The organism is Paenibacillus haidiansis (genome assembly GCF_036553665.1).
GTDB lineage: Bacteria > Bacillota > Bacilli > Paenibacillales > Paenibacillaceae > Fontibacillus > Fontibacillus haidiansis.
The window spans coordinates 84,651-106,597 of record NZ_JAZHPZ010000006.1; the positions used below are offsets into that span (position 1 = coordinate 84,651).

Sequence of the window (21,947 nt, forward strand, 5' to 3'; positions counted from 1 at the left end):
CCGTATCCGTCCGGAGTCGATCGCCGGGCGGATATTTTTGTAAGATCTGTCTTTTCACGATATAATAATTTTGGGAATTGCCATAAAAATCTTAATGATGCGAGGGATATCGTGAAAAAGACAGTTGCATTTTTAACATTCTTCCTCTTACTACTCGCTTTGACGGCTTGCGGAAACAAATCCGGTTCGGCAGGCGGCACTCAAACGGATCTGGCGCCGGAAGCGGAATTGGTCATCGAAGCGACGAATTATCAATTCGATCAAGCCGAATATCATTTGCAAAAAGACGTGCCCGTCAAAATCACGTTCAAAAGCGCGGAAGGAAACCACGGAATGCTAGTTCCGGGTTTGAAATTGCAGCTCGACGGCAAGAACGATTCCGCCGTCATCCTCCCCAAGGAAGCGGGGGAATATGAGCTGGCCTGCTCGATTATGTGCGGCAGCGGACACGGCACCATGATTTCAAAGATTATCGTAGAGTAGTCGGCCCGCAAACGAAGCCCCCGGCGTTATACCGCCGGGGGCTTCGTGCCGTTAAATGAAAGGTTTCCCATTAAACTAAAGCTAGCTCTGATCCTGCTCGATCAGCTCAATCCATTCATTATATTCGGTCTGCAGCTTGGCATAATCGTCTTGAAGACGCCGGTATTCTTCTTCCCGCTCCTGCACTTTCTCCCGCTCCACTTCACGCTCCGCCTGAAGCAGACGGAATTCGTGGGAGACGATCTCAAAACTCTCGGAAATTTGCCGCAATTCCTCGGCCAGGGCGTTCTTCTCCTGTTCCAAATCGCGATAACCGGCGGACATATTCACGACGCGTTCCCCTTCGGCGGCGCATTCCTCCTGCCATTCCGCGATTTGGCGCTGCAGCTCGGCTTCCGTTTCGCGCCAGGAAGCCAGTTCTCCCTGCGCGGCGGCAAGCTGCTCCCTCCATTCGCTTTCGCGCCGTTCGGCCGCTTGGCGGGATTCATCATGCTCTTCGGCCAATGCGGCGTATTCCCGGATATCCCGCTCGGTTGCTTCCAAGCGCTCGCCCAGCCGCAAGATCTCTTCTTCCAGACGCAGCTTGTCCGCTTCGGACGAATCCGCCCTTTGAACTGCGGAGTCAAGTTCCCGCTCCACCCGTTGAAGCCGTACCCGGAGGACGTTCAGTTCTTCCTCCAGCTTGCCCGCTTTATCCTGCTCGGCGGTATATCCCGCCTTTGCCGTATCCAGCTCCCCGCGCAAGGCGACAAGCTGCTCTTCCAATTGGCCGGAGCGTTCCGCCGCTTCGAGCAGGCTGATTTCCAGACGGCTCAGCTCCTCGTTGCGTTTCTCAGCCAGCTTGCGCCAAGAGTTCTCGTTCTGAACCGCGGATGCGAGCTCCGACCGCAGCTTGTCTTCCCGCTCCTTCGCTTCCTGAATGAGACGGGCCTGCTTCTTCGCTTCGCTGTCGGCCGCCTGAAGCGTCTGCTGCGTCACCTTGATCTGCTGCTCCAGCTTCAGCCCGTTGTCTCTGGCCCGCTGCTCCGCAGCTTTGGCCGTCTCTTCGCGCTGCTGCGCGGCCTTAAGCTGCTCGGACAGCTTCCCGCGCTCTTCCTTTTCCTTGCGGGCGTCTTGCTCCGCCGTACGCAGCTTCGCTTGAAGCTGCGTATTGCTGCCGCGCTGCTCGGCAAGCTGCCGCTCGAGCTCCTGAACCCGCGCCGCCAGCTTTTTGCATTCCGCGTCGCGTTCTTTCAGCGCGTTCTCGCTCGACGCCGCCTGCTCCGCCAGCAGCTTCTTGTCACTCTTGAGCTGATGGTGCGCCTCCTGCAGCTCTTTATAGTCGCTCTCCTGTTTGGAATGGAGCGCCTGCATGACCTGAATTTCCTGCTTCAGGTCCGTCTTCTCCTGCTGTAACTGGCTCAGCTCGCCCTGAAGCTGCTCCGTTTTAAAGGCTTCCTCCGCCATGCGGACCGCCGCCAGCACCGCCAGGCGCGGCGTATCCAGATGGGAATAGGCCTTGGCGATGGAACGCATATGCTCATCCACGCGACGGGCGACCTGTTTCATGTAATCGGTATCGCTGCCTACGATTTTATAAGAAGTCCCGTATATTTCCACATTTACACTGATACGGTCGGGGGTATTCACAGCCAAGTGCCTCCTTTACGTCCGGGTTTGATCTAAGATGTCTGTATTTGCACGAAAGTCACATCGAATCCTGACACTAAGAAAGATTCGATGTGACTTTGTTCAATTCCTGCTACTTTCTCAATTCGGCCGCAAAAGTTTGCTCCAGCGCAGCGATCACCGATTCATGCACCTCGGTAACCTCTTCGTCGGTCAGCGTCCGTTCCTTGTGACGGTATACCAGAGACAAGGCTACGCTCTTCTTGTCTTCGCCCAGCTTGCTGCCGGTAAATACGTCAAATACCTCGACGGATTCCAGCAGTTCTCCCGCCGTTTGGCGGATCGAAGCGATGAGCGACGCGGCTTCGACATTCCGGTCAACCACGACCGCAATATCCCGCTGCATCGCCGGGAAGCGCGGCAGATCACGGTAAACGACCGTTTCGCCCGCGTGCCGGTAAAGCGGTTCAAGCAGCAGCTCGGCGATATACGTATCATCGAGCTCCATCTCACGCTGCAGCTCCAAATGGAGCTGGCCCAATGTGCCGAGCCGGAGTTTCCCTTCCGGCACATTCAAATAAATCGATGCCGAACGTCCCGGATGCAGCCCTTGCGGCGCATCGGCCGCGTAGGAAATCAAATCGCTCACCCCGAGATACTCAAACACGCTTTCCAGCGCGCCCTTCAAATCGAAGAAGTCGACTTTCTCGGCCGGAGCGTTCCAGCGTTTGGCTTCACGGCTGCCGGCAAGCAGCAGACCGAGTGCCGACAGTTCGCGCGGCTGCTTGGACAGGTTCTCCTCCACGCCCTGGAATACGGTACCGATCTCAAACAGGGCAAGATCCTCGTGCTTGCGGTTACGGTTATATTGCGCCATATCGAGCAGGCCGGGCAGCAGGCTGCCGCGCAGCACGCTGCGGTCCTCGCTCATCGGCATCGCCAGCTTCACTTCATGCCCGCCTTCGCCAAGTACCGGGAAGCGGCCAGCGGCGCCTTCCCGGATAAAGGAATAGCCCATCGTTTCCTGCCAGCCGCCGTAAACAAGCTGGCTGCGCAGCGCGCGCCGCAACGCTTGCGGCTTCGTGTATCCCCCCGCCGTGGTCGGCCCTTCGATCGCCGTGACCGGAATATTGTCGTAACCGTACAAGCGGGCGACTTCTTCGATCAGATCGACATCGCGGGTAATATCACCCCGACGGGTCGGGACCCGGACCTCCAGCGCATTCCCCGTCAAATCTCCGCATTCAAAATGCAGGCGGAGCAGCAAGGCTTTCGTTTCCAGCGTAGAAATATCCGTACCCAGATAGGCATTCAGTTTATCCAGCGACAAGGTGATGATCCGGTCCTTTTCCTCGGAGGTCACGGACTGCACCACGCCTTGGAGCACTTTGCCTCCGGCCAGCTCGGCCATCAAGTTAGCCGCCCGGTCCAAAGCCGGCAGCACCCGCGCCGGATCGACTTCTTTCTCGAACCGCAGCGACGCTTCGGAACGGAGGCCAAGATTGCGCGATGTTTTGCGGACGGTGCCGCCGTCGAATTTGGCCGATTCCAGCACGATATTCACCGTGGTCTCCGTCACCTCGGAATCGAGGCCGCCCATCACGCCGGCCAGAGCGACAGGACGGTCTTCGCCGTCCACGATCAGCAGCGCCCCGGCTTCGAGCTTGCGCTCCTGGCCGTCCAGCGTCACGAGCGTCTCCCCCGCTTTGGCCGTACGGACGCCGATGGTTGCTCCGGCGATCTTGTCGGCGTCGAACGCATGCAGCGGCTGCCCGTACTCCAGCATGACATAGTTCGTGATATCGACGATATTGTTGATCGGCCGCACGCCCGCCGCCATCAGGCGGTTTTGCATCCAGAGCGGGGATGGCGCGATACGGACGCCGCCAATATAGCGGACCGCATACCGGCTGCACAGCTCTTTGGCCTCAATCTTCACGGAAATTCGGCTCTCCGCGGGCTCGGCCATCTCGATGAGGTCCTTCTCGGGATGGGGCAGCTTCACTTCCCGTCCCAAAATCGCGGCCACCTCATAAGCCGCGCCCAACATGCTGAGGCAGTCCGAACGGTTCGGCGTCAGATCGAAATCAAGAACCTGGTCGTTCAAATGCAGCAGTTTCGCAGCATCCGAACCGATCTCGCTGTCTTCCGGCAGCACGAGGATCCCCTCCTGCTGCTCTTTCGGCAGCAGCTTGTCGTTCAGGCCCAGCTCCTTGGCCGAACAGATCATGCCCTGCGACAAGGCGCCGCGGAGCTTCGCCTTTTTGATCTCCAGCCCGCCCGGGAGCTTGGCTCCGACCAGAGCCACCGGCACCTTTTGCCCGGCGTCGACATTTTTGGCGCCGCAGACGATCTGCAGGTCTTCCTCCTGCCCTGCATCGACGATACAAATATTCAATTTATCGGCATCGGGGTGTTTTTCTTTGCTTTTGACATAGCCGACCACCACTTTGCTGACCCCTTTATTGCGGCTTTCGACGGTATCGATCTCAATCCCGGAGCGGGTGATCATCTCGGCCAATTCCGGAATATCGACGCGGTCCAGCGAAACATATTGCGATAACCATTCGGTTGATACTTTCATGTGTTATTCCCCTTCCTCTATTCGTGACGTGCCCGTGGATTATACTCTGGCGAACTGCTGCAGGAACCGCAGATCATTGCTGAAGAAATGGCGGATGTCGTCAACGCCGTATTTCAGCATCGCGATCCGTTCCACGCCCATCCCGAACGCGAAGCCGGTATATTCCTCCGGATCGTAACCGCTCATTTCCAGCACTCGCGGATGCACCATCCCGCTGCCCAAGATCTCCAGCCAGCCGGATTGCTTGCATACCCGGCAGCCATGGCCGCCGCATTTCACGCAGGTCACGTCGACCTCCACGCTCGGTTCGGTGAACGGGAAGAAGCTCGGCCGCAAGCGGATTTGCGTGTTCGGGCCGAACATTTTGCGCGTAAATTCGAGCAAGGTGCCTTTAAGGTCGCTCATGCGGATTCCTTTGCCGACGACCAGCCCTTCGATCTGATGGAACTGGAACGAATGCGTCGCATCGTCGTCATCGCGGCGGTACACCCGGCCGGGGCAGATGACCTTGATCGGTACTTCCCCCTTCATGTCTTCCATCGTCCGGACCTGAACCGGGGAAGTCTGGGTGCGGGCGAGCAGATCCTCGGTCAAATAGAAGGAGTCCTGCATATCGCGGGCAGGGTGATTTTTCGGCAAATTCAACGCCTCGAAATTGTAATAGTCGGTCTCGACTTCGGGACCTTCGGCGATCTTATAGCCCATTCCGATGAAAATATCTTCGATCTCCTCGATCACCTGGTTCAGCGGATGGACCGCTCCCCGCTTCATCGGGCGTCCCGGCAGCGTTACGTCGACCTTCTCAGCCGCCAGTCTTCTTTCTGTTTCAGCGCGCTCGAATTCGCTCTGCTTCGCTTCGATCAGCGCCTCGATCGCGCCCCGGACTTCGTTGGCGACCTGGCCGATAACCGGCCGTTCTTCGGCGCTAAGTCCGCCCATGCCGCGCAGGATTTCGGTCAGCGCCCCTTTTTTGCCCAAATATTTGACCCTCAGGTAGTTGAGCTCGGCCGCGTCGCCGACCTTGCCAAGCTGCTCCAGCGCCTCGTGTTTGAGTGCTTCCAAACGTTCTTTCATCGACAAATCCTCCTTAAGCTTTGGAAAATCGTGAGTTATTTCCGAAAATAAAAAAGGCCCTTTCTCCCGAAAGGGACGAAAAGACCGTGGTACCACCCTTGTTAGAGTTTCGTAAAACGCATAAGCGTGCGCACAAACTCTCACTTTGACCGGCATAACGGGCCGTTTAACCGGTATCCTCTACTGAATGCCGAACCGGCCCTTCGGCCTCCGGCAGGTTCAAGGAACCGCTCGGGAGCGAACTTCGGCAGCCCTTTTCCCTAGAGACGCTCTCAATCTTTGACGTCTCCTCCCTGTAAAGAGGCTTCTGCCTACTCTTCTCCGTCATCGCGTTTCTTACTTTGAAAATTCGACTTATTTGCTATTATATGCAAAGTCGCGGCCAATGGCAAGCCGTCGCTTTTATTATGGGACAAACAGCTATATAATCATTCTTATATCCAGTATCCAGGACAAGGAGCGAAATTTCACCATGAACGGTACTATACGCAAAAACATCACCCCCGGCCTGACCGTGGATATCGTGCTGAAGAAGGACCAGCCTACCGGCCGCTTGACCCGAGGGGTCGTCAAGGATATCCTGACCAATTCGCCAACCCATCCCCACGGGATTAAGGTCCGGCTGCAGGACGGCCAGGTGGGCCGGGTGAAGGTGATCCATCCCGCTTAACCCGGAGCAAAAGCAGCTTACTTCAAATCAAGCGCTTTTCCATCGTTTGAGCGTCGGGAACCATTCCTGCATCATTTTTCTGGCCTGGTCCTTGTCGGCAAACACGCCGGAATCGCCGCCGTATTGGAGGCAGAGCTCGATCATTTCTTCCATGGTCGAGTCGCTCGTAAACGCCCCGTCCTTGTAGCAGTAAACGCAATACTCCCCGTTTCTGCCGCCATTCAGCTCCGTGCCCAGTACCTCGTCGCTCGTAAGCGGCATGCCGCAGCTTTGGCAAAACTTTTCTTGCGCGTTATTTGTAGTCTCCATAGATATTTAACACTCCCTTCTTAGTATGCTGTCATTGTAGCAACTATAAATTGACAACTGTATGTCATATTAAGAAGGGGGTTCGTACATTTCGGCAATTTTTTTCGCTTTCTGCCCTAGAATATTCCGAATATGGGGCGGCGATATCACCTTGACTTCTTCGCCGAAGGACAGCAAGTATCCGTACACCCACCCGTCTTCCGGATAGCTTACGGAAACCCGGTAGCTCCCGTCGGCATTTTGGCGCACCTTGGCTTGATCGAACTCGTCGAACACCCGGAAAGCCAGGCGCGGCGCAAATTCCAGCTCCAAATCGACATGAGACGGATATACCGCCTGACCGGATTCCTCCAGCGCGGGCACCGGGATATTTCTGCGCTCGAACGGCTCCCCTGTATACCGGAGTTCCTCCATCCGGTTGATTTTAAAAGTGCGGAACTCCACGCTCTGCAGACAGAAAGCTTGCAAATACCAGGCGCTGTTCTTGAACTGCAGCTTAATCGGCTCCGCTTGCCGCCGGCTTTTTCTTCCATAGGAACTGTAATAGGTAAACTCGATTACCCTAGATTCCAAAATGGCCGTCCTCAGCAGGCCGAATTTGCCGCGGCCTTCTTCTCCGCTGTTCCACCCCGAGAAATCGACGTCGATCCAGTTCACTTCTTCTTTGCGAAACAGGCTGCTCAGCTTGGCCAGCACCTGGCCGGTTTGCAGCGCGTTCGTCGCCTCCATGCTTTGCAGCGCGAACAGGATTTCGTTCTGCTCTTCCGCGGATAACAGCGATTTATTCAGCACGAAATCCGGCAGCAGGCCGATGCCGCCGCCCTTTCCCTTGCTGGCATATACCGGGATGCCCGCCGCGCTCAATGCATCGATATCCCGGTATATGGTGCGCTTGGACACCTCGAAGCGTTCGGCCAGCTCGGCGGCCGTCATGCTTTCACGCTGCAGCAGCAGGTATACGATTTCAAACAGCCGGTTCATCTGCACGGTATCCATTCCTCCTGCCAAAGCACATATAAAGCCCAGTAATCCAACTGTAGTATGGTATAATCTATTTATACTCTTAATCTATAGAACGTTCAAAGGAAAAATAGCATGTTAAAAACATACAAGAAGCCGCTTATTACCATCGTTATTTTTGTAGTCGTTATAACCGCAATTCGCTTGCTCTGGACAAATGTCCTCACCTATTTGGACTATCCCGACCCGCCCTCCGTAAAAAACGGCGTATTGGACCTTCGCGGGTTCCGTTTTAATGAGCATCAAACGCTGCGATTAAACGGAGAGTGGGAATTTTATCCCTCGGCATTATTAACCCCGTCCAATCTTAGCACTACAACCGATGCATTCCCCGTCGAACCCGTAAAAATAAATGTCCCCGGAAACTGGGACTCTTTTTTCTCCGATCCCGAATCGTTTCATTACGGAACTTATCGGTTGAAAATCAGTTTGGATCCGGACATAAAAGAGACTTTCGCGATAAGGATATCCCGAATCGGGAATGCCTCGGCCGTCTACGCGAATGGCCAGCTATTGGCTGCTCCGGGGCGTCCTTCCGCCGAGGCAGACAAGCATCAAATCTATAATATCCCTTATACGGTAACCATCCCGCCGGGGAGCGACCGGTTGGATTTACTCATTCAGGTGTCCCACAATAACGGAAAAAGCGGGATTTACAAACCGATCCGTTTCGGTACGATTGATGCGATAAAAGAACATAATTTGCTTTTGATCGGACTGCAATTATTGCTTTGCGTCGTATTTCTGTTGCACTGCTTGTACAGTTTGGCTTTATATTTGTTGGGTTCAAACAACAAAGGGTTAAGCTATTTCTCCATCCTTGTCGTTTTGGGGGCTATCAGTGTATTGGTTGCCGATGACCGCTTGTTATTTCAGTGGATTGACATCGACTATGAATGGATGACAAAAATATCGTACATGACATACGCGGGCATTGCGGCGGTATTGCCCCCATTAATCCACCATCTGTTTCCTTCGTACGGGAATCCGAAGTTATTGAAGGGGTTTGAATATTACTGCAGTTTTTACTTTATTTTTATCGTCATTTCGCCTGCATCGTATATACTTGCCACGTCCGCTGTATTGCTCTTATTCGCGCTTCTTATATCCGTAAGCCTGTGTGTACATATTCTTTACAGAGCAAGCAGGGAAAAAGAGGACATCATCTATTTGCTGCTTGCTTCCATCGGCGTCGGAATCAACGTGATATGGGCGTCCATCATGGTAAATTCGCCTAATAGAGAATTCATCAATTATCCGTTTGACCTTATTTTTGCCTTAATCGCCTTTGCGGCTTTTTGGTTTAGAAGGTTCTTTCATGCGACCAATAAGACAAAACAGTTGGCCGAAAGACTGCAGTTCGAAGATAAAAGAAAAGATGAATTTTTGGTCAATACATCGCATGAGCTGCGGAATCCGTTGCAAGGTATTTCGACCATGCTGCAAGTTATTCTTGACGATGGAGCCCATCCGCTACATCCCAAGCAAAAAGAACGGGTCGACATTATCAGGGGAGTCAGCTATCGCTTAAACTCCATGCTGGACGACCTGATTGAAGTTACCCGTTTGAAAGAAAGAACCGTTTCGCTGAAAAAGGAACCCGTGTATATACAGTCCATCGTTTCCGGTGTTGTCGACATCATTAAAGCCATGCTTCAAGGAAAGCCTGTTGCACTACATGTGGAAATGGACGAATTCTTCCCTGCCGTTTATGCCGACGAAAATCGGGTGGTACAAATTCTGTTCAATCTATTGCATAATGCCGCGAAATGCACGGATACGGGCTACATCACGATTCGTGTTCAAAAGCTGCATCGAATGGCCGAGATTCAAATCGAGGATACGGGGATCGGCATCGCAGCCGAGGACTTGCCGAATATCTTTCATCCCTATGAACAAGTAATCGAGCAATCCGATCGGGCCGGCGGGGGTTTTGGTCTGGGGCTTAGCATTTGCAAACAATTGGTCGAACTGCAAAATGGAACAATAACGGTCGAGTCCGCTTTGGGCAAAGGCTCTATATTTAAGTTTACATTGCCTCTATACGATGGGAATTTTGCTGAGGAAGAACCCGAATCGTCACCTGTTCACACCGAGTCCGTGAACATGACTGCCGCTGCGATAGCTCCCGAAATGGCCGCCGATGATATGGAGCGTCCTGTACTCGCCACCTCCAAATTGTTGGTTGTGGATGATGATGCGGTCAATGTGAACATTCTCACCGAAGCCTTGAAAACGGACGGTTATGCCATTACCGGCGTTACAAGCGCGGAACAGGCCATGGCCGCCATCGAGGCGGACCGTTATGATCTCGTAATCGCGGACGTGATGATGCCGAAAATTTCCGGTTATGAATTAACGCGTCTCATTCGTGAACGGTTCGATATTTCGGAGCTTCCGATCCTGCTGTTAACCGCCAGAAGCCGGACGGAGGATATCGTGGCCGGTTTTCGGGCAGGCGCCAACGATTACGTGAAAAAGCCCGTGGATGCTCTGGAGTTGAAAGGAAGAATTCGCACTTTAATCAAGCTGAAGTCTACCGTTGACGACCGCTTGCGTATCGAAAGTGCATGGTTGCAATCCCAAATTCAACCTCACTTTTTATTTAATACTTTAAACTCCATCGCCGCATTGGGGAGTATCGATATTGAAAAGATGCAGAAATTGCTGGATGAGTTTAGCAATTATCTGCGGCTCAGCTTTGACTTCGGGAATGTCTCTCCGCTGGTGCCTATTTCCCGTGAGCTTTCGCTGACCCGGTCCTATGTCTATATTGAACAGGAACGGTTTGGGGAGCGGCTGAACGTAATATGGGATATCGATCGGGAAGCGGATGCCTTAATCCCGCCCTTGACCATCCAGCCTCTTGTTGAAAATGCCGTTAAGCACGGCCTTATGAGCCGAAGCCGTGGGGGAACGGTGACCGTGAGCATACACAAACAACCGGACCATGTATGGATTACCGTAAAGGATGACGGGACAGGGATGCATAATAGTGATAAAGAGTCCGGCGGTATAGGACTAAAGAATATTAATCGACGGTTAAAGCAACTATTCGGAACCGAGCTGGCGATAAACAGCGCGCCGGATGCGGGAACTATCATCAGTTTTAAGATTCCCTATAAGAAGGCCGTCTCTGAATAAACCTCCAGGCTAACCGCGAGCATCGGTGCAACAACCGAATACAACAAAAAAAGCCTTGTTTATCAAGGCTTTTGGTTGTTTCGTTATGGAGCGGGTGATGGGAATCGAACCCACGCTACCAGCTTGGAAGGCTGGAGTTCTACCATTGAACTACACCCGCATATCAGGATAAATTGGCCGCTGAAAGGGTCAATTGTAGTGGTCGGGACGACACGATTCGAACATGCGACCCCCTGGTCCCAAACCAGGTGCTCTACCAAGCTGAGCTACGTCCCGGGGTTTCGCCGAAGGTCATAACCTTTCGCGAAGACAAAATATAATATATCATTTTTCAAATATCGGTGCAAGTTTTTTTCTTCTTCGTCTTCCATCCGCGTATACAGGCAAAAGTAAAAAACCTTAACCGGCAAGCCGGTTAAGGAATTCGCTTTCCAACACCCGCGCGGGAACGGGCTTGCTGAACAAGTATCCCTGTCCCTCATGGCAGTTCTGCCCTTTAAGAAACTCGAGCTGCTCCTCGCTTTCCACTCCTTCCGCGGTCACCTTCAGTTTCAGGTGATGCGCCATGGTCGTAATGGTGGAGACGATCGCCGCATCGTTGCCGTCCAGCATGACCTCCTTCACGAAGGAACGATCGATCTTAAGCCGGTCGATCGGCAGGTTTTTCAAATAGTTCAGCGAGCTGTAACCCGTGCCGAAATCGTCGATGCTGATATGTACGCCCAACCGCTTCAAGCTTTGCAGCTGGTTCAGGGCGGTGTCGATATCGAAGGTCATGCTTTCCGTCACTTCGAGCTCTAGGTACTTGGCCGCCAGCCCCACTTCCTTCAGGATCGCATCGACCTTATCGGCCAGGTTGTACTGGCGGAACTGGCGCATCGACAAATTCACCGAGACGGTGACCGGCTCGTATCCTTGGAGCTGCCAGTCCCGGTTATGTTGGCAGGCCGTCTTCAGCACCCATTCGCCTAAAGGCACGATTAATCCGGAATCCTCAGCCAGCGGAATGAACTCGTTCGGAGGCAAGAGCCCCCGCTTGGGATGATTCCAGCGGACCAGCGCTTCCATGCCGACCATTTTTCCGGAGGCCAGACTGAATTGAGGCTGAAACTCCAGGAAAAACTCATCCCGCTCAAGCGCTTTGCGCATGTCGTTCTCCAGCTCGACTCTGGACTGGGTGCGCTTCTTCATCCCCTCGTTATAGCGGATGAATATCAAGTCATGCTCCTTGGCATGATGGACCGCCATATCCGCATACTGAATCAGTTGGTCCACGGACGCTCCGTCATCAGGGAAAATGGACAGCCCCATTCTTAGGGAAATATGATATTCCGTATCGTCGATCATCACCGAAGGATTTACCGATACAAGCAGCTCTTCGGCGCACGACTCCATCTCGGCGTTTCCACGAGGACCGGGGAAAATGACGGCGAATTCGTCCTCGCCCATCCGGTATACCTTCTCGCCTTCCGTGCAAAGACCGCTTAGCCGTTCCCCGACCTCCATCAGCAGTTTGTCCCCCGCGCTGTAACCGAGAGAATCGTTGATCGCTTTGAAACGGTCGATATTGATGACCGCAATCCCCGTCCGAACGGCGTCTTCCTTCCCCGCGGACAGGAACTTGCCGAGCGTCTCCTTCATCCGCCGCAGATTGGGCAGCCCGGTCAATTCGTCGTGATAGGCCATATGCTTCATGCGCGCTTCGACGTCCCGTTGGCTGCGGAACGGTTCGTCGATGGTCAGGTAATAGACGCCCTTCAGCACAAAATAATAGGAAACGACCATATACCATTTCCCCAAAGTATGTATCAGACTGAGTTCCGCCGGATCGCCGGCCATGAGTAAGGTGAAGCCCATCATCATGAACAGCAGGGCCCGGATTACGGTCAAGGCCGAGGTCGGAGTCGGACGCTCCTTGCGATTGCGGTACAGCATCGCGAAAATGCCGGCGGCATAGAGCAGAAGAATTCCCGGCCACAGGACGATCTTCCCTGCGGGATGCTCCTGGAACTCAAACAATGAAAATGGCAGGACTTGTTGATATGTATACAACCATGCGATCCCCGCTACCGTGAACAGCACGGTTCCCGCAAAGACCGAGATTTTATGCTTGCCCGATATTTGCCGGTCGGGTGTCGAAAATATGAGCAGCATTCCCGCCGCGCAGAGCATATGCGAAATGATTAAAAATGCATTGGACAAGCGGAACCCCGTCTCCAGGCCGAACAGCTTGATCCCGTATATTCCGGCGGCGTGAAGCACGTCCAGAATGCCTAGGATCGAGAACAGCAGCGCGGAATATAACCGCTGCCTCGATAATTTGTCGGTAAACATGATCCACCCTTGGGCGAAGATCGTGAAGGATACGGCGCCGCAGAAGAGGCCGGCGACAAGCTGCAGAGTCCGCAGCGCTTCTGCGGAAACCGGCGTTTCCCCGGCCGCCGCGTACGCGATCGCACCGAGCATTACAGCCAAACCTAAGCCCCCTTGGATGAATGCGCTTCTCTCCTCTGTCCTGACTTTCATATATGTTCAACCCCCGGAGGTAATGATCTGAAATTCAGCTACTAAAGTACAATTCAACAAAAATCGACCTTTTCCTGCCAGCCCTTGAAAACGAAAATGAAATATGTATGATTATTCATTTCTATTTGTTTAAAATACATGATTGCCGAAAAATAAGCAATATATGACAAATACAAAAAAATCCGGCACCATTTCGTGCCGGATTTCCAATGGAACAAATCCTATTTTGTATCAAAGCTCACTTCGGGGGTCGTTAATTTATCGTAGAAATCGACCGCCTTGTCTTTATCCTTCGAGGCCCGCAGGGCCATGGCGGAGCGGGGATGCTCGTCCAACGTGCCGGTAATCATGTACGGAATCAGGTAGCCCCATTCCTCCTTCTCGCGGAGCGGAACAAGCAGCTGTTCCAGCACATCCAGCACCGGACGGAGCTTGTAGTTGGTGTTCTTCAAATGCGCGACCAAGAGCTCGGTCGGGCAGTTGCCCGCCGCGCGCCCCATGCCGTAGACGGAAGCATCCAGAAATTCGACGCCGAGATCGGCCGCCACCAGCGTATTGGAGAAGGCAAGCTGCATATTGTTGTGCGTATGCACGCCCAGCCGCTTATTCGGCAAATGGGTCTTGAATTTGTTGACCAGGTATTCGATATCTTTATAATCGAGGCTGCCGTAAGAGTCTACGATGTACACGACATCGACGACGCTCTCTTTGATCATTTCAAACGCTTCGAGCAATTCATTCTCCATTACGTTGGATAAGGCCATAATATTTAATGTAGTTTCATATCCGCGGTCGTGGAAAACTTGGGCCAATTTCAAAGCCTTGTCCACGTCTTTGACGTAGCAGGCCACCCGGATCAGATCGAGCAGGCTCTCGCTGCGGGGCAGAATGTCGTTTTCGTCCACACGCCCGATATCGACCAGAGCGGACAGCTTGGTATTGCCCTTCTGCGGAATGACCTTTCTGAGAAAATCGTCGTTCAAAAAGCGCCAAGGTCCGGCCTCGTCGGCCCCCTTCAACAGCTTTGGCGAATTTTTATAACCGATCTCCATATAATCCACGCCCGCCTCGTTCAGGCCGGCATACAATTTCTGCACAAATTCCACACTGAAATCCCAGTTATTGACCAAACCTCCGTCGCGTATCGTGCAGTCGACAATTTTACTCTGGTTTTCCTTCATTCCTACCGATTTCCTTTCCCTGTCTGTTTTACTTTCCATCTTACTCGAACCGAAAACAAAAAGTAAAGACAAAGACATCAATTATATGATGTAGGTCACAGTTGACAACTCCATGGCGTGATATATTGAAGGCAAAATAAATGAGAGTGATTCTCAATATCGAATGTCGCCATGAAGGAGTGATGTCTATGACACCATGTCCCAACTGTCTGTCCGGTTTAAAGCCCGGCGATTCATGTTCCATACGCCAGTTCGGCGGGATCGACCCGATTCTCAAGCGCCGCCTGAACGATCTGGGCATCGCCGAAGGTTCTCATATCACCGTTAAACGCTTCTGCCTGTGGGGCGGTCCGGTCCTGCTCGAATTCGACGGACAACTGATTGGCATTCGCCACAGGGAAGCCGCAAAGATTGAGGTGGCCGTGTCGTGAGCGGAACCGCGCTGATCGGAAACCCGAATACGGGCAAGACCTCCCTTTTCAATACGCTAACGAGTTCATACGAATATGTCGGGAACTGGTCCGGCGTCACCGTCGAGAAAAAGATCGGCCAGCTCAAGGACAAGAGCGGCCCGCTGACCGACCTCCCGGGGATCTATTCCCTCCACCCGTTATCGCGGGATGAAGGCGTGGCCGCCGAATACCTGGTGACCGAATCTCCATCCCTGTTAATCAACATCGTTGACGCCTCCCAGTTAGAACGGAACTTATATCTCACCCTTCAACTACTCGAATACGGCAAGCCGGTCATTATCGGATTGAACATGATCGATGTCGCCAAAGCCCGCGGACTTGTCATCGATACGGATAAATTGTCCGCCAGTTTAAATACCGAAATTGTCCCGCTGGTTGCCCGGACCGGGGCCGGCAGCAAAGATTTGCTGCTCAGCATGGCCAAGGCAAAGCAGGTTCAGACATCATCTTCTTCGTTTTGGATCGATTACGGAGATGTCGTCGAAGGGGCGATCCGGGCGATTTCCCGCGAAGTCGTCCACAAGCTGCCTCTGGACTCCTTATCTCCACGGTGGGTCGCATTGCAAATACTTGAGGATAATCCGGCTGTGATGAACCCGCTCCATTTTAAGAACGAAATGCTTGTCCGCGTTCGGGAAATCCGGGCCATCGCCATGGATCAGCTTCGCAAAGCCGGCGACTCTCGTTCGCTGCAGGATTATATCCGCTCGGTGCGCACGTCGTTGATTCATGAAATCTGCGAATCGGCGGTCGATCATTCCAACCAGAAGCCGCATACGCTGACCGAGAAGATCGACAAGTTCGCCGCCCATCCGGTTTGGGGCATCCCGATCTTCCTGTTGTTTATGTTTCTGACGTTCCAATTGACCTTCGATTGGCTGGGCAATCCGCTGTCCGATCTGGTCGACGCCTTCATCTCCGGGCCTCTGACCAATTTCGCGGAATGGGGGCTCGCGGCGGTAGGCGCCTCGGGATTCACCCATAATCTCATCATCGAAGGCATCATCGGGGGCGTCGGCGGCGTGCTGGTGTTTATGCCGCAAATTTTTATCATGTTCCTGATCATTTCCTTTATTGAAGATTCCGGTTATATGGCGCGGATCACTGTGATGATGGATAAGTTGATGGAAATGGTCGGGTTGAACGGCAAGGCGCTGATTCCGTTCATCATCGGCTTCGGCTGCAATGTCCCCGCCGTAATGGCTTCGCGAAATATCGAACAGCCGAAGGAGCGGACCATGACGATGCTGCTTGTCCCGCTGATGTCCTGCTCCGCCAGATTGCCCGTATACGCGCTGTTTGCGGGGGTTTTCTTCGCAAGCTCGCAGGCGCTGGTCGTTTTGTCGCTGTATGTGATGGGGATCGTGCTGACGCTGGTACTTGCGAAAATATTCTCCCGCTTCATGTTCAAGGATACCAAGTCGTTCTTCATGGTCGAACTGCCGCCGTACCGGATGCCGCAAAGCGTCACCCTCTTCCGCAGCACATGGGAAAAGGGCAAAGGCTTCCTGCGTAAAGCGGGCACCTTTATTCTGGGCGGGTCCGTGCTGATCTGGCTGCTAACCTGCCTTGGCCCGGGCGGAGTCGCCGCCGATATGGACGACAGCTTCCTGGCCTCTCTTGGCGGCCTGTTCGCCTCGCTCCTGGGGCCGATCGGCTTCGGCACCTGGCAGGCGGGCGCGGCGCTAGTCACCGGCTTTATGGCCAAAGAGGTCGTCGTCTCCACGATGAACATTATTTATCATGTTCCGGATATGGCCGGCCTGCAGGGGCAGATCGCGGCGGCGTTTACCCCGCTGCAAGCTTACAGCTTCATGGCCTTCGTCCTGCTGTACACGCCTTGTCTGGCCACCGTCGGCGTCCTGCGGAAAGAGACGGCCTCCTGGAAATGGACGCTGTTCGCCATCGGGTATTCGCTCGTTCTCGCTTATATCGTAGCCTTGATCATTTATCAAGGCGGGCGGTTGATCGGTTTGGCTTAATGGGTAAGCATGTTCCGAAAGTCCTAACGGAAAGGAGTCTGTCTTATGGCCGATATCCTCATTGTTGGCGCTATATTCGCTTATGCCGCCTTTGCCTTATACCGCGGTATACGCAAAAGTAAAAAAGGCGCCTGCGCCGCTTGTTCGCAGCGGGAATCCTGTTCCGCATGCGGCGTGCCGGACGCACCTGCCTCCTCCAAATTTGACTAGTGCCCGATCATATCAAAAAGAGCCCGAAACCGTACGGTTTCGGGCTCCTCTTTTAGCTTGGGCGATATATTTATGGCACTAAAGGCAGGGAAATGACGAAGATCGTCCCCGAGCCTTTGACACTATCGACGTTAATATTGCCTCTATGGTTTTTGATGATCCGGTAGCTGACCGACAACCCGAGTCCGGTTCCCTTCTCTTTTGTCGTAAAAAAGGGGTCGAACAAGCGGCCGAGCATGGCCTTGTCCATGCCGTTGCCGTTATCCTGGATCGTAATGTTGACATACTTCCCATCCGGCTCGGCGGAAATGTCGATTACTCCGGAGTAATCGCTCCCTACTTCCTCAATGGCGTCCATCGCGTTTTTGATCATGTTCAGCAGCACCTGTTTCACCTGCTTCACGTCAATGGATACATTCATCGGGGTAGCTGATTCCTTTAAGCGAATTTCGCAGCCTTTCATTAAAGCCTCGCTTTCGCTGAGCAGAACGGCTTCCTTCAGCAGGGAAGCGATACTTACCACCACCTTTTGCGGTGCCGTCGGCTTCGAAGAGTTCAGGAATTCATATATGATATCATTGGCGCGGTCGATTTCGCTTAAAATAATCCGGGCGTATTCATCTTTTCCAAGCTGAAGCAGGTGGGGCCTAAGCAGTTGAATGAAGCCGCGGATCGCCGTCAGCGGATTGCGGATCTCGTGGGCGATGGAGGCCGAGATTTTCCCCAACATCGCCAGCTTGTCGTTCTGATAGGCGGCCTGCTCAATCTGCTTGAATTCGGACACATCCTTGACGCTGAGCAAATAATCTCCTTCCATTTGGTCACCGTATGTAATTGTAGTGAGATAATACCTCCCGTATTCGTCGACCAGTTCGTGATTTTTCTTGCGAAACAGAATCGTTTCCCGGTAAAGGCGCAGGATCTTCCGTTTCTTGAACCGGCTCAAGTGCGGGTGGCGGAGCAATTGCAGCAAATTGCATCCGATTAGGGAATGGCGCGGAATTTCCAGTAATCTGGCCATCTGGACATTGATAAAGGTTAAAACCCCGTCGCTGTCGAACAGCATAATGCCGCTGTCTAGATGCTGGAGTATGTTCTCGTACTTGTTCTTCACTAACTGAGTCGATTGATACGCTTTAACGGACTGGAGCAATGTCTCCTGGAATTCGCTCAACAAGTCGGTTCCCCCTTTTTTTCCGAATGATCTTTCTGCCACGGACGACAACTACCGATCACTATGCGGAAAGTCCATACCCGCCGGTAGGTATGAAACTTCACCTTCTCCACCTTGTTACCTATTCCAGAGCTTGTCCTATATATAATTGTAGTAGTCATTTTCCCGCTTTAAAGGAAAACGGCCTAGTTCAATCATAGTAAATACTTCCAAATAACGTCAATCAGAGATACTGTCGAAAAAGAGGAAATACTCTGGGCAAACGTTTGCGCATAAAAGTAAAAACAAATAGCTCCCCCGGGGGGAGCTATTTAAAAGGCGGCCGTTTGCCGCTTACTTCTGACGGATCAGCTTAGCCCTGCGCCGGCTCATGACGGCCAGGCGTTTTTTGAGCTCGGATTCCCATTTGGCGTCTCCGATCTGTTTGGCTACGGTGAGCAAATCCAGCGACATATCTATCTGGCTTTGAACAATATCCATCGGGTCTTCATCCTCGCGGTTTACGCAGTTGCTGAAGATGGAATCTTCATTCTCCATGACGAAATCCTGGAAGTCTATTTCCGAAAGTCCGTCGCTATGTGCATACTCGGCCAGAACCTCGTATTCGTTCTCCACTTTATAATGTACCTCCACCCGGTGGCACACCGGGCAAAAAAGCAGGGGAACATTATGAACCTGGGTCCGGTAGTGCTTTAAACTTCCCTTTGTTCCTAACATGCTTGCGCCACAGCAAAAACTCATTCCCCTTCACCCTTTCCCGTTTAGGCATTTTGTTTATGAAGACAGCTGAAGAAGGCAGCTGAAAATAGGATTAGATATATCTATTCGCCACCCGGCAGGTAAATTCCTTTAAAGCTCGAGATACATTACAGGATGAACCCGATCATACTTAATAATACGCCCCGTCCTCTCCTCCCGCCACAACGGGCGAAAAAGCCCCCTGCTTGAGGCATCTTTGCGCAGGGGGCTGTAAAATATTGTTTTTTGAACGTTTTTTGTCCGTGTTTCCCGGGTTATTTGCGGATCGCCGAAACGATCAGGTCGCCCATCTCTTTGGTGCCGATCGCCTGGCTCTTATCCGTCGCGATATCCCCCGTCCGGTGGCCAGCGTTCAGCACGTCGGCAACCGCGCGCTCGATGGCGTCCGCCGCATCGGCATAGCCGAAGGTCATGCGGAACATCAGGGCGACGGAGAGGATCGTAGCGATCGGGTTGGCCAGGTTCCGGCCGGCGATATCCGGCGCCGACCCGTGCACCGGCTCGTACAAGCCGAAGCTGCCTTCCCCGAGCGACGCCGAGGACAGCATGCCGATCGAGCCGGTCAGCATCGCCGCTTCATCGCTCAGGATGTCGCCGAACATATTCTCCGTCACGATAACGTCAAAGCTCGACGGGCGGCGCAAGAGCTGCATCGCACAGTTGTCGACGAGCACATGCTCCAGCTCGACATCCGGGTATTCCGGAGCGATGCCGTTCACGACCTCGCGCCATAAGCGGGACGTCTCCAGCACGTTGGCCTTGTCGACCGAAGCCAGCTTCTTGCGGCGTTTGCGGGCGATTTCGAATGCCTGGCGCACGATTCGCTCGACTTCGCTTACATTGTACGCGCAAGTATCGACCGCTTCCTGGCCGTTCTCCGTTTCGCGGCGGAATTTCTCGCCGAAATAAATGCCGCCCGTCAGTTCGCGGACAACGATCAAGTCGGTGCCTTCGAGCACTTCCGGCTTCAGCGTTGAAGCATCCTTCAGGCAATCGAATACGACGGCCGGGCGAAGGTTCGCAAACAGCCCCAGCGCCTTGCGGATGCCTAGTAGTCCTGTCTCCGGACGCAATTCCTTCGGATTGCTGTCCCATTTCGGCCCGCCGACGGCTCCGAGCAATACCGCGTCGGCGCTTTGACAAACCTCCAGCGTCTCCTGCGGCAGCGGCGTGCCCTTTTCGTCTATGGCGATGCCCCCGAACAAGGCATGCTCCGTCTCAAACCGGTATCCGAACAATTCCTCGGTTCGTTTCAATACTTTTTCCGCTTCCGCGACGACCTCCGGGCCGATTCCGTCCCCGGCGATGACCGCGATCTTTTTCACTTCTGCCATGACTTATAACTCCCTTTCTCCCAGTGGCTCACTCGAATAGACTCTAACTCTGTTGTATCATACCACCGGGTATTAAAACAAAGATATAGAATCTATTAGTTCTATAGGATGAGCCTATAAGCTTCAATTTCACTTGCATTTGTCGTCATGGTAATAAAACACTCCAATGCGGCACACGCAAGATAGCATGGCCGCATTGGAGCTTAACAACCGGGATATTCTCTTTAACTCCGCAACGCCTTAAAGCATCGGCTTACGATTGCGCCGGACGGAGAGCTCGTTATGCTGCATGCATATGAAGTAATATCTTTGGAATTACTTCTTGATCCAGTGCATCAGGCCGCGCAGCTCTTTGCCGACCACTTCGATCGGATGGTTCGCTTCGTTGCGGCGTGTTGCCGTCAGGAAAGCGCGGTTCGATTGGTTTTCCAGGATGAAATCGCGGGCAAATTTGCCTTGTTGGATATCGGCCAGCACTTCTTTCATCGCTTTCTTCGTTTCTTCCGTCACGATGCGAGGACCGGTTACATAATCGCCGTATTCCGCCGTGTTGGAGATGGAATCGCGCATAGTCGCCAAACCGCCTTCATAGATCAGGTCGACGATCAGCTTCATTTCGTGCAGGCATTCGAAGTAAGCCATTTCCGGAGCGTAGCCTGCTTCAGTCAGCGTTTCAAAGCCGGCCTTGATCAGGGCGCTTACACCGCCGCACAATACGGCTTGTTCACCGAACAAGTCGGTTTCGGTTTCTTCGCGGAACGAAGTTTCGATAACTCCGGCGCGGGTACAGCCGATGCCTTTGGCATAAGCCAGACCGATTTCTTTGGCTTTGCCCGTCGCATCTTGATGAACGGCGATAAGTCCGGGTACCCCGAAACCTTCGACATAAGTACGGCGAACCATATGACCCGGCGATTTAGGAGCGACGAGCAGAACGTCATTGTCCGGAGACGGTACGATTTGACCAAAATGAACGTTGAAGCCGTGGGCGAACAACAGAGCGGCGCCCTTTTTCAGGTTTGGAGCGATTTCGCTTTGGTATACGGCCGCTTGCGTTTCGTCCGGCATCAGGATTTGGACGACATCCGCACGTTTGGTAGCTTCCGCTACGGAAAGCACTTCAAAACCGTCTTCCTTCGCCTTGTTGAAGGATTTGCCTTCACGAAGGCCGATGATGACTTGCAGCCCGCTTTCGCGCAGGTTTTGCGCATGGGCATGTCCTTGGCTGCCGTATCCGATGATCGCGATTGTTTTCCCCTTCAGTACGCTAAGTTCTGCGTCTTGCTCATAGTACAATGTAACTGCCATTTTCTAATGCCTCCCATAATTTGCGGGTATGCGTAGCGCATGTCCCAAAATTTATTTTGTACCCTCCGCCTGTTTGACGGGTGATTCAGAGGACCGTTCCCGCCGCCC

17 protein-coding genes, 2 tRNA genes and 1 other annotated feature are annotated in these 21,947 nt (G+C 53.3%); of the genes, 6 read left to right on the forward strand and 13 right to left on the reverse strand.

Features of this window, described 5'->3' with window-relative positions:
* Positions 1–111 precede the first annotated feature (111 nt).
* A complete protein-coding gene (locus V3851_RS13870) occupies positions 112–483 on the forward strand; it encodes a cupredoxin domain-containing protein (protein WP_331847149.1) in 372 nt (123 codons plus the stop codon).
* A gap of 81 nt (positions 484–564) precedes the next feature.
* Here the strand turns inward: V3851_RS13870 and V3851_RS13875 are convergent, their stop codons facing one another.
* The 3 genes from V3851_RS13875 to pheS form a co-directional block, all read right to left on the reverse strand.
* Positions 565–2,112 carry a hypothetical protein gene (locus V3851_RS13875; RefSeq protein ID WP_331847150.1) on the reverse strand — a complete coding sequence of 516 codons (1,548 nt, stop codon included), beginning with the start codon at positions 2,110–2,112 and terminating at the stop codon, positions 565–567.
* 112 nt (positions 2,113–2,224) lie between these two features.
* The gene (pheT, locus tag V3851_RS13880; protein ID WP_331847151.1) at positions 2,225–4,675 is read right to left on the reverse strand and encodes a phenylalanine--tRNA ligase subunit beta; all 2,451 of its coding nucleotides are present in this window, start codon (positions 4,673–4,675) and stop codon (positions 2,225–2,227) included.
* A 39-nt stretch (positions 4,676–4,714) separates the two neighbouring features.
* A complete protein-coding gene (pheS, locus tag V3851_RS13885) occupies positions 4,715–5,749 on the reverse strand; it encodes a phenylalanine--tRNA ligase subunit alpha (RefSeq protein WP_331847152.1) in 1,035 nt (344 codons plus the stop codon).
* Between the two features lie 68 nt (positions 5,750–5,817).
* Positions 5,818–6,086 (reverse strand) — a binding site (T-box leader).
* A gap of 135 nt (positions 6,087–6,221) precedes the next feature.
* On the opposite strand from pheS, the gene V3851_RS13890 reads away from it, so the two are divergent.
* Positions 6,222–6,419 carry a YwbE family protein gene (locus tag V3851_RS13890; protein WP_331847153.1) on the forward strand — a complete coding sequence of 66 codons (198 nt, stop codon included), beginning with the start codon at positions 6,222–6,224 and terminating at the stop codon, positions 6,417–6,419.
* 27 nt (positions 6,420–6,446) lie between these two features.
* On the opposite strand, the gene V3851_RS13895 is transcribed toward V3851_RS13890, so the two are convergent.
* Together V3851_RS13895 and V3851_RS13900 are read right to left on the reverse strand one after the other, a co-directional pair.
* On the reverse strand, positions 6,447–6,728 hold the full coding sequence (locus V3851_RS13895; RefSeq protein ID WP_331847154.1) for a zinc ribbon domain-containing protein: 282 nt from the start codon (positions 6,726–6,728) through the stop codon (positions 6,447–6,449).
* Positions 6,729–6,797: 69 nt separating this feature from the next.
* Positions 6,798–7,724, reverse strand: a complete 927-nt coding sequence (locus tag V3851_RS13900) for a helix-turn-helix transcriptional regulator (RefSeq protein ID WP_331847155.1) — start codon at positions 7,722–7,724, stop codon at positions 6,798–6,800.
* A gap of 99 nt (positions 7,725–7,823) precedes the next feature.
* Between V3851_RS13900 and V3851_RS13905 the strand changes: the two genes are divergently transcribed.
* Positions 7,824–10,892, forward strand: a complete 3,069-nt coding sequence (locus V3851_RS13905; protein ID WP_331847156.1) for a hybrid sensor histidine kinase/response regulator — start codon at positions 7,824–7,826, stop codon at positions 10,890–10,892.
* A gap of 86 nt (positions 10,893–10,978) precedes the next feature.
* Here the strand turns inward: V3851_RS13905 and V3851_RS13910 are convergent.
* The 4 genes from V3851_RS13910 to V3851_RS13925 all read right to left on the reverse strand — a co-directional run bounded on the left by V3851_RS13910 (position 10,979) and on the right by V3851_RS13925 (position 14,599).
* A tRNA-Gly gene (locus tag V3851_RS13910) sits at positions 10,979–11,052 on the reverse strand.
* 39 nt (positions 11,053–11,091) lie between these two features.
* Positions 11,092–11,168 (reverse strand) — tRNA-Pro (locus tag V3851_RS13915).
* A 123-nt stretch (positions 11,169–11,291) separates the two neighbouring features.
* Complete coding sequence (locus V3851_RS13920; RefSeq protein WP_331847357.1) at positions 11,292–13,358, reverse strand: putative bifunctional diguanylate cyclase/phosphodiesterase; 2,067 nt, start codon at positions 13,356–13,358, stop codon at positions 11,292–11,294.
* A 281-nt stretch (positions 13,359–13,639) separates the two neighbouring features.
* The gene (locus V3851_RS13925; RefSeq protein WP_331847157.1) at positions 13,640–14,599 is read right to left on the reverse strand and encodes an aldolase catalytic domain-containing protein; all 960 of its coding nucleotides are present in this window, start codon (positions 14,597–14,599) and stop codon (positions 13,640–13,642) included.
* Between the two features lie 188 nt (positions 14,600–14,787).
* Between V3851_RS13925 and V3851_RS13930 the strand changes: the two genes are divergently transcribed.
* Genes V3851_RS13930 through V3851_RS13940 form a run of 3 tightly spaced genes read left to right on the forward strand, consistent with a single transcriptional unit; the run spans position 14,788 to position 17,264 of the window.
* On the forward strand, positions 14,788–15,030 hold the full coding sequence (locus V3851_RS13930; RefSeq protein WP_331847158.1) for a FeoA family protein: 243 nt from the start codon (positions 14,788–14,790) through the stop codon (positions 15,028–15,030).
* Entirely contained in the window at positions 15,027–17,054 is a 2,028-nt protein-coding gene (gene feoB, locus V3851_RS13935) for a ferrous iron transport protein B (protein WP_331847159.1), read from the forward strand. Before V3851_RS13930 ends, feoB begins: the two co-directional genes overlap by 4 nt.
* A gap of 45 nt (positions 17,055–17,099) precedes the next feature.
* Complete coding sequence (locus V3851_RS13940; RefSeq protein ID WP_331847160.1) at positions 17,100–17,264, forward strand: FeoB-associated Cys-rich membrane protein; 165 nt, start codon at positions 17,100–17,102, stop codon at positions 17,262–17,264.
* A 70-nt stretch (positions 17,265–17,334) separates the two neighbouring features.
* On the opposite strand, the gene V3851_RS13945 is transcribed toward V3851_RS13940, so the two are convergent.
* The 4 genes from V3851_RS13945 to ilvC all read right to left on the reverse strand — a co-directional run bounded on the left by V3851_RS13945 (position 17,335) and on the right by ilvC (position 21,839).
* Entirely contained in the window at positions 17,335–18,441 is a 1,107-nt protein-coding gene (locus tag V3851_RS13945) for an ATP-binding protein (protein WP_331847161.1), read from the reverse strand.
* 330 nt (positions 18,442–18,771) lie between these two features.
* The gene (locus tag V3851_RS13950; RefSeq protein WP_331847162.1) at positions 18,772–19,179 is read right to left on the reverse strand and encodes a hypothetical protein; all 408 of its coding nucleotides are present in this window, start codon (positions 19,177–19,179) and stop codon (positions 18,772–18,774) included.
* A gap of 272 nt (positions 19,180–19,451) precedes the next feature.
* A complete protein-coding gene (gene leuB, locus V3851_RS13955) occupies positions 19,452–20,531 on the reverse strand; it encodes a 3-isopropylmalate dehydrogenase (protein WP_331847163.1) in 1,080 nt (359 codons plus the stop codon).
* A gap of 315 nt (positions 20,532–20,846) precedes the next feature.
* Positions 20,847–21,839, reverse strand: coding sequence for a ketol-acid reductoisomerase (ilvC, locus tag V3851_RS13960; protein WP_331847164.1), 993 nt, complete (start codon positions 21,837–21,839; stop codon positions 20,847–20,849).
* Positions 21,840–21,947 lie beyond the last annotated feature (108 nt).